Annotated in this window: 11 protein-coding genes; 8 read left to right on the plus strand and 3 right to left on the minus strand. The window is 66.1% G+C overall.

What is annotated here, in order from left to right:
- The first annotated feature begins 190 nt into the window (after positions 1-190).
- Positions 191-700 (plus strand): ComEA family DNA-binding protein, encoded by a 510-nt coding sequence (locus ACN6O8_RS01555; protein ID WP_427989330.1) that lies wholly within the window; start codon positions 191-193, stop codon positions 698-700.
- 171 nt (positions 701-871) lie between these two features.
- Entirely contained in the window at positions 872-1783 is a 912-nt protein-coding gene (gene cysM, locus ACN6O8_RS01560) for a cysteine synthase CysM (RefSeq protein ID WP_427989331.1), read from the plus strand.
- Positions 1784-1905: 122 nt separating this feature from the next.
- Here the strand turns inward: cysM and ACN6O8_RS01565 are convergent, their stop codons facing one another.
- A complete protein-coding gene (locus ACN6O8_RS01565; protein WP_427989332.1) occupies positions 1906-2886 on the minus strand; it encodes a Bug family tripartite tricarboxylate transporter substrate binding protein in 981 nt (326 codons plus the stop codon).
- Positions 2883-3659, minus strand: coding sequence for an IclR family transcriptional regulator (locus tag ACN6O8_RS01570; protein ID WP_427989333.1), 777 nt, complete (start codon positions 3657-3659; stop codon positions 2883-2885). The genes ACN6O8_RS01565 and ACN6O8_RS01570 overlap by 4 nt, the downstream gene beginning before the upstream one ends.
- A 68-nt stretch (positions 3660-3727) precedes the next feature.
- Here ACN6O8_RS01570 and ACN6O8_RS01575 point away from each other — a divergent pair, with 68 nt between their 5' ends.
- Positions 3728-4777: a cyclase family protein gene (locus ACN6O8_RS01575; RefSeq protein ID WP_427989334.1), complete on the plus strand. Its 1050-nt coding sequence runs from the start codon at positions 3728-3730 to the stop codon at positions 4775-4777.
- A gap of 51 nt (positions 4778-4828) precedes the next feature.
- Here ACN6O8_RS01575 and mltB read toward each other — a convergent pair whose 3' ends face one another.
- Positions 4829-5986, minus strand: a complete 1158-nt coding sequence (gene mltB / locus ACN6O8_RS01580; RefSeq protein WP_427989335.1) for a lytic murein transglycosylase B — start codon at positions 5984-5986, stop codon at positions 4829-4831.
- 10 nt (positions 5987-5996) lie between these two features.
- Here mltB and ACN6O8_RS01585 point away from each other — a divergent pair, with 10 nt between their 5' ends.
- The 5 genes from ACN6O8_RS01585 (at position 5997) to ACN6O8_RS01605 (ending at position 12552) form a co-directional block, all read left to right on the plus strand.
- Positions 5997-6920 carry a histone deacetylase family protein gene (locus ACN6O8_RS01585; protein WP_427989336.1) on the plus strand — a complete coding sequence of 308 codons (924 nt, stop codon included), beginning with the start codon at positions 5997-5999 and terminating at the stop codon, positions 6918-6920.
- A gap of 79 nt (positions 6921-6999) precedes the next feature.
- A complete protein-coding gene (locus ACN6O8_RS01590; RefSeq protein WP_020924586.1) occupies positions 7000-7749 on the plus strand; it encodes an electron transfer flavoprotein subunit beta/FixA family protein in 750 nt (249 codons plus the stop codon).
- Position 7750: 1 nt separating this feature from the next.
- Positions 7751-8680 (plus strand): electron transfer flavoprotein subunit alpha/FixB family protein, encoded by a 930-nt coding sequence (locus tag ACN6O8_RS01595; RefSeq protein WP_427989337.1) that lies wholly within the window; start codon positions 7751-7753, stop codon positions 8678-8680.
- A gap of 213 nt (positions 8681-8893) precedes the next feature.
- Positions 8894-10585, plus strand: coding sequence for an aspartate-alanine antiporter (aspT, locus tag ACN6O8_RS01600; protein WP_427989338.1), 1692 nt, complete (start codon positions 8894-8896; stop codon positions 10583-10585).
- 140 nt (positions 10586-10725) lie between these two features.
- Positions 10726-12552: a bifunctional aspartate transaminase/aspartate 4-decarboxylase gene (locus tag ACN6O8_RS01605; protein WP_427989339.1), complete on the plus strand. Its 1827-nt coding sequence runs from the start codon at positions 10726-10728 to the stop codon at positions 12550-12552.
- The last annotated feature ends 7 nt before the right edge of the window (positions 12553-12559 follow it).

Below are 12559 nucleotides of genomic sequence, written 5' to 3' on the forward strand. Positions count from 1 at the left end.
GCGGCCTGCCCGGCGGAGCGGCTTCATGCCGCTCTCGAAACGCCGCCGCGGTCAGGCGGCTTTTTTTCGCCCGCGTGGTTGCCGGGGTGGATGAAACCGTTCACCGCGCGCCCGCCAGCAGGGCAGCGCGGGCCATGATCCGGAGGTGGCGCGACAGCCGTTGCGCCGCGTTTCTTCCGGAGACCTTTCCATGAATCCCTTCCTGCATTCCACCCTTGCCCGCCGCCTGCCGGCACTGCCATGGCGCCGCCCGCGGCCTGCCGCCTCGGCACGCGGCCAGGCGGGCTTGCGGCACGCGCTGGGCCTGGCCCTGCTGGCCGCCGGCGTGGCGCACGCGCCGGCGCAGGCGCTCGACCTGAATGACGCCACCGCGCAGCAACTCGAAGCCATCCGCGGTATCGGCCCGCGCACGGCGCAGACCATCGTCAGCGAACGCGAGCGCGCTGGTCACTTCGAGTCGCTGGAGGACTTGGCCGAGCGGGTGCGCGGCATCAGCCGGAAGAAGGCCGAAGCCCTCGGGGCTGCCGGCCTGACCGTGGGCGCGGCCGGTCCCGGCTCCAGGAGCGCGGGCGCGCCCGGCCACGCCCGGGCCGCCGGCACCGTGCCCGGGACGCCGGCGGCCAAGGCGGGCGGCGCGGCCGCCAAGGCGGCTGGTGGCGGGCAGGGGGCCAAGCCGGCGACGCCGCATCCGCGGCCCTGATCGGGGCCGCGATGTCGGGCGCCGTTCATTGCGATAGGCGCGAGCGCGTCGTGCGCCGTCGCCGGCTCGGTGCCCGGGTTCGGCGGGCGGCGGCCTCAATGCCCGCCTGAACCCCTGGCGCGAGCGCGGCTTTTGGCGGCGTCCGGCGCCGGGCGGGGTTATGATCGGCGCATGACTATTACCTACCCCACTATCGAGCAGACCGTCGGCAATACACCGCTGGTGCGCCTGCAGCGCATTCCCGGAGCCGCCGGCGCGGCGCGGGGCAACGTCATCCTGGCCAAGCTGGAAGGCAACAATCCCGCGGGTTCGGTCAAGGACCGGCCGGCGCTTTCCATGATCAAGCATGCCGAGGCGCGTGGCGACATCAAGCCGGGCGACACGCTGATCGAGGCGACCAGCGGCAACACCGGCATCGCGCTGGCGATGGCCGCCGCCATGCGCGGCTACCGCATGATCCTGATCATGCCCGACAACCTTTCGGTGGAACGGCGCGCGGCCATGGCGGCCTATGGCGCCGAACTGATCCTGACGCCCGCCGACAAGGGCGGCATGGAGTACGCCCGCGACCTGGCCACCGAAATGCAGGCCGATGGCCGGGGGGTGGTGCTGGACCAGTTCGCCAATCCGGACAACCCGCGTGCCCATATCGAGACCACCGGTCCCGAGATCTGGAACCAGACCGAAGGCCGTGTCACGCATTTCGTCAGTGCCATGGGCACCACCGGTACCATCATGGGCGTGTCCACCTACCTGAAGTCGCGCAATCCGGCGGTGCAGGTGGTGGGGGCGCAGCCCGCCGAGGGGTCGTCGATTCCCGGCATTCGCAAGTGGCCGGAAGCCTATCTGCCCAAGATCTTCGACCGCAGCCGCGTCGATGCCTACGAGTCAATCGAACAGGCCGAAGCCGAGGTCATGGCGCGCCGCCTGGCCGCGCAAGAGGGTATCTTCGGCGGCATCTCTTCCGCCGGCGCGCTGGTCGCGGCCTTGCGCGTGGCCGAACGTGTCAATGACGCCACCATTGTGTTCATCGTCTGCGATCGCGGCGACCGCTACCTGTCCACGGGCGTCTTCAACGCCTGACGCCGGGGGCGGGGGCCGCTGCCCGCGCCCAGGAAAAACGCCCCACGTCCCGGATGCTGTCCGGGACGTGGGGCGTTTGCGTTGCGCGGCCCGGCCCGCCGGGGCCGGGCGTGGCCAGGTTCTTACTCGGGCTGGATGTTGGCGTCCTTCATGACCTTGATCCAGCGGGCGCTCTCGGCCAGGTTGAAGGCTTCGGCCTCCTGATAGGTCATGGTGCTGGGCAAGGTGCCCTGCGACTTCAGCGCCTCGACCACCTTGGGCGATTGCGAAGCCTCGATCATGGCCTTGTTGAGCTTGGCGATGATGGGTTCGGGCGTGTCCTTGGGCACCCACATGCCGTACCAGGTGACGATGTCGAAGCCGGGCAGGCCGTTCTCGGCGATGGTCGGCACATCGGGCAGCTCGGCCAGGCGGGCCTTGGTGGTGACGGCCAGCGGGCGCACCTTGCCGCTCTGGATCAGCGGCAGGGCGGGCGCCAGCGGCGCGTACATCAGGTCGACATGGCCGCCGGCGACGTCGGTCAGGGCCGGGCTGCTGCCGCGATAGCCGACGTGCGAGATGGCGGCCTTGGTGGTGGTGTTGATCAGCTCACCGGCCAGGTGCGGCAGGGTCGCCACGCCGGGCGAGGCGAAGCTCAGCGTACCGGGCTGGGCTTTGGCCTGGGCGATCAGTTCGCCGAAGGTCTTGAACTTCGAATCGGGCGGCACCACCGCCACCATGGGCACCGTGCCCAGCACGCCGACCATGCGGAAATCCTTGATCGGGTCGAACGTCAGGCTCTTGAACTGGGCCGGGTAGATGCCCTGCACCGACGGGTTCATCAGCACCGTATAGCCGTCGGCTGGCGCGCGTGCCACCTGGGCGGCGCCGATGGTGCCACTGGCGCCGGGCCGGCTCTCGATCACCAGCGGCTGGCCGAGGATCTCGCCCATGCGCACCGCGATCACGCGGCCGACCACATCGGTCGGGCCGCCGGCCGCCCACGGCATGATCACGCGGATCGGCTTGTCGGGATAGGCGTCCTGGGCCTGGGCACTGGTCAGCGGCAGGGCCGCGATGGCGATCGCCGAGCATGCCGCGGCGAGCAAAGTGCGCTTGTTCATCTGCTGTCTTCTCCTACAAAGGTGAGGTTGGCAGAGGGCAGGGCCGCGCGTAGCAGCGCCTTGACCTCTTTGAGTTGCTGGCCAGTGGTGGCTTCGTTTTTCTGCATGCGCCCCAGGGGGCCGGCCACCACAATGGCGAAGGGTTGTTCATAGGCTTTGAAGCCCAGCGAGATGGACATTACGTCCTCGACGTTTTCGCCGAGCGAGCGCTGCCAGCCGCGTTGGATGCCAGCCCGCAGGTCGCGCTCGAAAGCGGCCTGGCTGGTGAGGGTGGTTTCGGTGAAGGCGGCGAACCCGGGATAGGTCTTGAACCACTTCTGGCGTTCGTCCTCGGACAGCACCGAGAGCAGGGCCTTGCCCGAACTGGTGGCGTGTACCGCCTTGAAGCCGCCCGGCTGGTGCGAGAAGCGGATGGTCTGCTTGGATTCGGCGACGATCAGGTAGACCACCTTGTCGTCGGCCAGCTTGGCCAGCAGCGCCGTCTCGCCGGTCAGATCGCGCACGCGCGCCAGCACCGGTTCGATCACGGCGTTCAGCGGATCGCTGCGGCAGATCAGGGTGGCGACGTGGATCAGCTTCTGCGTCGGGTAGTAGCCGTGCTTCTTGCCAATCTCGTAGAGGTAGCCGCGCGCCACCATGGTCTTGAGCAGCCCATGGCAACTGGACAGCGGGATCTCCATCTGCGCGGCGATCTCGCTGTATAGCAATGGCTTCTGCGCCTCGGCGAAGAGGTTCAGGACATCGAGGACTCGGGCCGCTGTTTTCACATCCATGATGTTATTATCCTATATGTGATAATCTAATGTCAAATTTGCTTTCAATTGCCAAGGAGTCGTGCCGCATGAGATGGAAGAATCGTCCCGCAGGATCGAACTGGGGTGACTTCGGCCCTGACGATCAAAGAGGTTGCCTGAATTACATCACTCCCGCGAATGTGATGAAGGGAATCCAGGAAGTCCGCGAGGGCTTGAGCTTCTGTCTGTCTCTGCCGCTGGATTATCCGGGCGGCAACGGCGTCAACGTGCGCCGCCATCCGCCCAAGCTGCGCCCCACCGAGCGGGACGGCGACCAGTACCTGAATTTCCCGCTCGGCCGCCTGCGTCCGGGATGCGTCGATGTGCTGAGCGACGACATCGTCGAGATGAGCCTGCAGTATTCGACCCAATGGGATTCGCTGGCCCACGTGGGCGCGTTGTTCGACGCCAACGGCGACGGCCTGCCCGAGCGCGTCTACTACAACGGTTACCGCCCCAACGAGCATGTGGTCGGTCCGGTGGACTACGACGTCGACAACGGCTTCGCCAAGACCGATCTGGGTCAGGGCGGCGCCTCCCATGCCAAGAAACTGGACATTACCCAATTGGCCGAATCCTGCCTGCAGAGCCGTGGCGTGATGGTCGACCTGGCGCGGCATTATGGCCGGGCGCAGAAGTCGGTGGGCTATGACGACCTGATGCGCATCATCGAAGCCGACCGCATCGAGATCGAGCAGGGTGACATCGTGCTGTTCCACACCGAATTCGGCGACGCATTGCTGGAAAAACAGCGCGAGCCGGATCACCACACCCTGCACGAGATCTGCGCCGGGCTCGACGGCAGCGACGAGAAGCTGCTGCAATGGATCACCGATTCCAAGGTGGCCGCGATGGCCTCGGACAATCATGCCCTGGAGATCTATCCGACGCAGAAGCCAAACGCCTGCTGCGCGGCGCTGCCGCTGCATCACCATTGCATCTTCAAGCTCGGCATGCCGATCGGCGAGATGTGGTACCTGGGGGCGTTGGCACGCTGGCTGACGGCCAATGGGCGCAGCCGCTTTCTGCTGACCGCGCCGCCGCTCAATCTGCCGGGCGCGGTGGGCTCGCCCGCCACGCCGGTGGCCACGGTCTGAGCGCCGCGCCGGCCCGCTGCCCGGCGGGCGCGGGCGAGCGGGCGTCGTGCCTCAGCGACCGACGCGGGCCTCGATTTCGCTGGCCAGATCGGCCACCGCGGTGGCGTAGAAATAGCTGCGGTTGTATTTCGTCAGGGCGAAGAAATTGGGCGTGCCGACGCGATACTGCGCGGTGCCGCGGGCTTCTTCCACCAGGTCGACGACCCCCAGCGGCTGGCTGCCCCAGCCGGTGGCGGATGCGCCGGGCTGCAGCCGCGCGCCGGCCGCGGCCAGCGCGCCCCAGGTCTGCTTGGGTTCCAGGCCGCCGTCCACCAGCGCGGTGGGGTCGGCTGGCAGGGCCACCGGCGCGAACACCGGCAGGCCGCGTTGCCAGCCGTGCTGCGACAGGAAGCTGCCGACCGACATGATGGCGTCGCGGGTGTTGTTGGTCAGGTCGATGTGGCCGCTGTCGTCGCCGTCCACCGCGTAATGCTTGATGCTGGTCGGCATGAACTGCGGCATGCCGATGGCCCCGGCATACGAGCCGCGGGTTTCCATATCGAGCTTGCCTTTCATCACCAGCGTCAGGAAGTCGGCCAATTGACCGCGGAACATGGTGGCGCGCTCGGGCTTGGCCGGATCCGGATAGTCGAACGCCAGCGTGGTCAGCGCGTCCAGCACGCGGAAATTACCCATGTTGCGGCCATACAGTGTTTCAACGCCGATGATCGAGGCGATGATGGGCGCCGGCACGCCGAAGCGCTGCGCCGCCTGGTTGAGCTGGTCACGGTGTTCGTTGTAGAACGCCACGCCCCAGCCGATGCGCTTGGGTTCGACGAAGCGCGAACGGTAGGTCAGCCAGCTGCGCCAGATCTTCTTGCCGGGCGGCGAGGGGGCGATCAGCCGCGCCACGGTGGCGTTGTAACGGGCGCCTTCGAGCGCCGCGATCATGGGCTTGAGCGGCAGGTCGCGCTCGGCGGCCAGGGTTTCGACGAAGGCGCGCACCTCCGGCCGCAGGGCGCCGCTGGGCGTCAGGGCGGCCGGGCCGTCGTCCGCGGGTTCGGCACCAAGTGTCGGCGTACTCGGCCCGATGCGGATGGCAGGGGTGTCGCCGGTGGCCGCGGGAGGCTGGCCAGCGGGCGGATTGGGGGCGGTGGGAGCGGTGGTGGAGCACCCGGCCAAAAGGGCCGACAAGGTGCCGAGTTGCAGTAATCGCCGACAGGTGAACATAATCTTCCTTATGGAGACCATGTATCTTACCCACCCGGCATGCCGCTTGCATGAAATGGGCAGTTGGCATCCCGAGAGCCCGCAGAGGCTGGATGCCATCTCCGACCAATTGCTCGCCAGCGGTTTGATGCCCTATCTGGACGACCGGCAGGCGCCGCAGGCGTCGCGTCATGACGTGCTGCGGGTGCATACCGTCCAGTACCTGGACAGTCTGCGCGAACATACGCCGGAACACGGGTATTACCCGATAGATCCCGACACGCTCATGAACCCGCACACCTACGAAGCCGCCCTGTACGCGGCCGGCGCGGGCGTGGCCGCGGTGGACGCGGTGATCGGCGGTGAGGCACGCACGGCGTTTTGTGCGGTGCGACCGCCCGGCCACCACGCCTGCCGCGCGCAGGCCATGGGTTTCTGCTTCCTGAACAATGTGGCGATCGCGGCGCGCCATGCCATAGACTTTCACGGCCTGTCGCGGGTGGCCATCGTCGATTTCGACGTGCACCACGGCAACGGCACCGAGGATGTCTTCGCCGGTGACGAGCGGGTGCTGATGTGCAGCATTTTCCAGCATCCGTTCTTTCCCAACAGTGGCACCGAGCAGCCGGCGGCCAACATGGTCAACGTGCCGGTGGCGGCCTATACGGCGGGCGCCGCCGTGCGCGCCATCGTCACCGACACCTGGCTGCCGCGGCTGGAGGCGCATCGCCCGGAACTCATTCTGATTTCGGCCGGGTTCGATGCCCATCGCGAGGACGATATGGGTCAAATGGGGCTGGTGGAGGCCGACTATGCATGGATCACCGAACGGCTTGTGGAGGTGGCCGAGCGCCACTGCCAGGGCCGGATCGTCAGTACGCTGGAGGGCGGGTACAACCTGTCCGCCCTGGGGCGCAGCGTGGTGGCCCATATACGGGCGCTGGCGAAGCTGTAGAATCAGGAAAAAATTGTGCAATGCGATCCCGGCGGATCGTTATTTCCCCGGGTAATTATTTCCATTTGGAGGCAGCGGGATGAAGGTGTTGGTACCTGTCAAGCGCGTCGTTGACTACAACGTCAAGGTGCGCGTCAAGTCTGATCAGACCGGCGTGGATATCGCCAATGTGAAGATGTCGATGAACCCCTTTGACGAGATCGCCGTCGAGGAAGCCACCCGCCTGAAGGAAAAGGGCACCGTGGCCGAGGTCGTGGCGGTTTCTTGCGGCGTTGCGCAATGCCAGGAAACGCTGCGCACCGCCATGGCCATTGGCGCCGATCGCGGCGTGCTGGTCCAGACTGACGCCGAGCTGCAGCCGCTGGCCGTGGCCAAGCTGCTCCGCGCCCTGGTCGACAAGGAACAGCCGCAACTGGTGATCCTGGGCAAGCAGGCCATCGACGACGACGCCAACCAGACCGGCCAGATGCTGGCCGCGCTGCTGGACTGGCCGCAAGCCACCTTCGCCAGCAAGGTCGAGCTGGCTGACGGCAAGGCCACGGTCACGCGTGAAGTGGACGGCGGCCTGGAAACGCTGACGCTCAAGCTGCCCGCCATCATCACCACCGACCTGCGCCTGAACGAGCCGCGTTATGTCACGCTGCCCAACATCATGAAGGCCAAGAAGAAGCAGTTGGACACCGTCACCCCCGAAGAGCTGGGTGTCGATCCGGCGCCCCGCCTGAAGACGCTCAAGGTCAGCGAGCCGCCCGCCCGCAAGGCCGGCATCAAGGTGGCCGATGTCGCGGCCCTGGTGGACAAACTCAAGAACGAAGCGAAGGTGGTTTGAAATGACGACGCTGGTTATTGCCGAACACGATAACGCCCAGCTCAAGGGCGCAACCCTGAACGCCGTCGCCGCCGCCGCCAAGATCGGAGGCGACGTCCACGTGCTGGTCGCCGGCGCCAATGCCCGCGCCGTGGCCGACCAGGCCGCGCAGGCGGCCGGCGTGGCCAAGGTGCTGCTGGCCGACGCGCCGCAACTGGCCGACGGCCTGGCCGAGAACCTCGCCGCCCAGGTGCTGGCCGTGGCCTCGGGTTACAGCCACATCCTGTTCCCGGCCACCGCCTCGGGCAAGAACATCGCCCCGCGCGTGGCCGCCAAGCTCGACGTGGCGCAGATCTCCGACATCATCGGCGTCGAATCCGCCGACACCTTCCAGCGCCCGATCTATGCCGGCAACGCCATCGCCACCGTGCAATCGGCCGACCCCGTCAAGGTCATCACCGTGCGCACCACCGGTTTTGATGCCGTGGCCGCGCAGGGCGGTTCGGCCGCCGTGGAAGACGTCGCCGCCGTGGCCGATTCCGGCCTGTCGAGCTTCGTCGGCCGCGAAGTCGCCAAGAGCGACCGTCCGGAACTGGCCGGCGCCCGCGTCGTCGTCTCCGGCGGCCGCGGCCTGGGCAGCGCCGAGAACTTCAAGATCCTGGATCCGTTGGCCGACAAGCTCGGCGCCGCCCTGGGCGCCTCGCGCGCCGCGGTCGACGCCGGCTACGCGCCCAACGACTGGCAGGTCGGCCAGACCGGCAAGATCGTCGCGCCGCAGTTGTATGTGGCCGTCGGCATTTCGGGCGCCATTCAGCACCTGGCCGGCATGAAGGACTCCAAGGTCATCGTCGCCATCAACAAGGACCCGGAAGCGCCGATTTTCGGCGTGGCCGATTATGGTCTGGTGGGCGACCTGTTCCAGGTCGTTCCCGAACTGACCGGCGCGCTGTAAACCGACGCGCCTGTCGTCCCCGAAAAGCCCGCGGACATTATGTGTCCGCGGGCTTTTTCATGTCCGCGCGCTTTTAATTGTTGGCTGACAAACGCAACCATCTGATATTTATGATGGAAATCTTTTGATCTTTGGAAATATTCTGATAATGTAGCCGCGCGCAGCTAGGATTCGCGCAAGTGCTTGGCCTGTACATAACGAAGGAGATTCGGGATGGAATGGTTATTTGACACTCTGCGGAAATACCCCGAACTGGCCATATTCCTTACCCTCGGCCTGGGGTATTGGATCGGCGCCAAGAAGATATTCGGATTCAACCTGGGGGCGGTGACCGGCACCCTGCTGGTCGGTGTGCTGGTCGGCCAACTCGATATCACGATCGCCCCGATCGTCAAACAGGTTTTCTTCCTGCTGTTCCTGTTCGGCCTGGGTTATGGCGTCGGGCCGCAATTCTTTCGCGGCATGAAAAGCGACGGCCTGCCGCAGGTCCTTTTCGCCGTCATCATCTGCGTCATCTGCCTGCTGGTCACCTGGGGCACCGCCGTGGGCTTCGGCTTCGATGCCGGCACCGGCGCGGGGCTGTTGTCCGGCGCGCAGACCATTTCCGCGGTGATGGGCGTGGCGACCGACACCATCAACGGCCTGGGCATCGACGCGGCCACCAAGAAGCAATGGATCGACAACATCCCGGTGGCCTACGCGGTCTGCTACATCTTCGGCACGGTCGGCAGCGCCTGGCTGCTGGCCTCGCTCGGCCCCAAGCTGATGCGTGTGGACATCGTCAAGGAGTGCAAGGAGTACGAAGCCAAGATGTCCGGGGGCGCCGATTCGATGGAGCTGTCCGGCTATCGCAAGTTCATTTCCCGCGCCTACAAGCTGGAGCATTCCGAATTCGTCGGCAAGACCGTGGGCGAACTCGAATCGCGCTTCGTCGAGGCGCGCGTCTTCATCGAACGCATCCGTCGCGGCGACCAGATCCTGGACACCGATTCCAGCACCGTGCTGCAGGCCGGCGACGTGCTGGGCGTGGCAGGCCGGCACGATGCGCTGGTGTTGCAGGCGTCCGGCATCATCGGTGCCGAAGTCGAGGACCGCGACCTGATCAACCTGCCCGCCGAGGTGGTCGAGGTGGTGCTGACCAACAAGAACCTGGCCGGCAAGACCATCAAGGAAATCGCCGAGCTGGAGCAGGTGCGCGAACTGGGCCGCGGCGTGTTCCTGCGCAAGGTGGTGCGCGGCGGTCACGAGATGCCGGTCAACTGGGGCCTGAAGCTCGACCGCGGCGACCGCCTGTTCATCCTCGGCGCCAAACGCGATGTCGAGCGCGTGGTCGGCAAGGTCGGCTACGTGGATCGCGCCACCGAACAGACCGACATGGTGTTCGTGGGCTTCGGCATCCTGCTGGGCGGTCTGTTCGGCACGCTGGTGCTGACGGTCGGCGGCGTTCCCATCACCCTGTCGACGTCGGGCGGTTCGCTGATCGCCGGCCTGATCTTCGGCTATCTGCGGTCGGTGCATCCGACCTTCGGCCGGGTGCCGGAACCCGTGCACTGGTTCCTGACCTCGGTCGGTCTGACGGCATTCGTGGCGGTGGTCGGAATCAGTTCGGGGCCGGGCTTCGTACAGGGCTTTCAGCAATTGGGCGCCAAGCTCTTCATCGCCGGCATCATCGCCACCAGCGTGCCGATGATCCTGGGGGTGTACATCGCCCGCTACGTGTTCAAGTTTCATCCCGGCATCGTGCTGGGCGTCTGCGCCGGCGCCCGCACCACCACGGCCGCCATCGGCCAGATCACCGAGACCGCGAAGAGCCAGGTGCCCGCCCTGGGATACACCGTGCCCTACGCCATCGGCAATACCCTGCTCATCATATGGGGCATTGTCATCGTCATGCTCATGACCTAGCAGCCGTCTGCGCCGTGGGGCTTTTGCCCGGCGGCGCAAGCGGTTCCCCGCGGAGATCCGCCCGCGCATTGCGGGCGGGCCGGCGGTCCGGGGGCATCCCCGGCAAGCGCCTGTCACTCGCAAACCAGGAGTACTGAATAATGGCTTCCACCACGCCTCTCACCGTCAGCCTGGCCTCGGCCCTCAAGACCACCCGTTCGCGCCAGCGTGACCTGGAGCAGTTGTCGCCCTTCGAATTGAAGGACTACCTGATCACGCTGGCCAAGGACAGCCAGCAGACCGCCGCGTTGACCATGTTGAACGCCGGCCGCGGCAATCCCAACTGGATCGCCACCGAACCGCGCGACGCATTTTTCCTGCTGGGCCAGTTCGCCATGAAGGAAGCGCGCCGGGTGCGCGACGATGTCATCCTGGCGGGCATGCCGCCCAAGAAGGGGTGCGCCGACCGCCTGCGCAAGTTCCTGTCCAAGCACAAGGGCGCGGCCGGCGCGGACTTCCTGGCCGGTGTGCTGGAGTACGGGGTGAAGGTCAAGAACTTCGTGCCGGATGAATGGATCCACGAGCTGACCGACAGTGTCATCGGCGATAACTATCCGGTGCCGCCGCGCGCCCTGGTGCACCTGGAACAGATCCTGCACGATTACCTGATCAAGGAAATGTGCGACGGCCGCCCGCCCAAAGGCAAGTTCGATCTGTTCCCGGTGGAGGGCGGCACCGCGGCCATGTGCTACATCTTCGATTCGCTGATGCAGAACGGCTTGCTCAAGCAGGGCGACACCATCGCGCTGTTCCTGCCGACCTTCACGCCGTACATCGAGATTGCGCACCTGGAGCGCTTTCAGTTCAAGATCGTCGCCATCAATGCCAGCAGCGTGCGCGCCGACGGTACCCATGACTGGCATTATCCGGCGTCGGAGATCGCCAAGCTGGCGAACCCGAAGATCAAACTGGCGGTGACGGTCAACCCCAGCAACCCGCCGTCGGTTGCCTTCAGCCCGGTCGAGATGAAGCAGATCGTGGGGCTGATCCGCAAGAATCCGGACCTGGTGCTGGTGACCGATGACGTCTACGGCACCTTCGTGCCGAACTTCCGTTCGCTGATGGCCGAAGTGCCGCACAACACCATCTGCGTCTATTCGTTTTCGAAGAACTTCGGCTGCACCGGCTGGCGTCTCGGGGTGATCGCGACCCATGAGAAAAACACCATGGATCGCCGCATCGCCGAGTTGCCGGCAGCGTGGAAGCAGCGCCTGGAAAAGCGCTATGGCGCCATGACCATGGAGCCGGACAAGCTCAAGTTCATCGACCGGCTGGTGGCCGACAGCCGCAACGTGGCGCTCAACCACACCGCCGGGCTGTCGCTGCCGCAGCAGGTGCAGATGGGCTTTTTCGCGCTGTCGCACCTGCTGGACCTGAAGGACGCGTATAAGCACCTGACCATGCAGATCGTGCGGGCGCGGCGCGACGCGCTGTGGCGCGGGCTGGGCGTGCCGCTGCCGCCGGAAGACCCGATGCGCGGCTGGTACTACGTCGAACTGGACTTCATGGTCTGGGCCAGGAATACCTATGGCGATGCCTTCTGCAAGTACATGACGTCGAACTACGAACCGGTCGACTTCCTGTTCCGCCTGGCGGAGAAGTCCGGCGTGGTGCTGATGGACGGCGGCGGCTTTGGCGGGCCGCCCTGGTCGATCCGCATTTCGCTGGCCAACCTGGACGATGGCGACTATTCCAAGATCGGCAAGCACATGGTCGACGCCGCCACGGAATATGTCGAGGCTTGGAAGGCCGGACAACTGGTGCGGTCGGGCCCGACGGCTGGCAAGGGCCAGAAGATCAAGCCCGCGGCCGCCAAGCGCCAGGCCGCCGGCAAGCAGGCCGGTAAGAAGGCCGCCAGGAAGGCCGTGAAGCAGGCGGTGAAAGCCGCCGCCAAGGCCGAGCGCTCGGCCACCAAGGGGGCGAAGTAGCCGCCAT

Origin of the sequence: Achromobacter sp., from assembly GCF_050285565.1 — a bacterium.
In the GTDB taxonomy this organism is placed as follows: Bacteria; Pseudomonadota; Gammaproteobacteria; order Burkholderiales; family Burkholderiaceae_B; genus Achromobacter.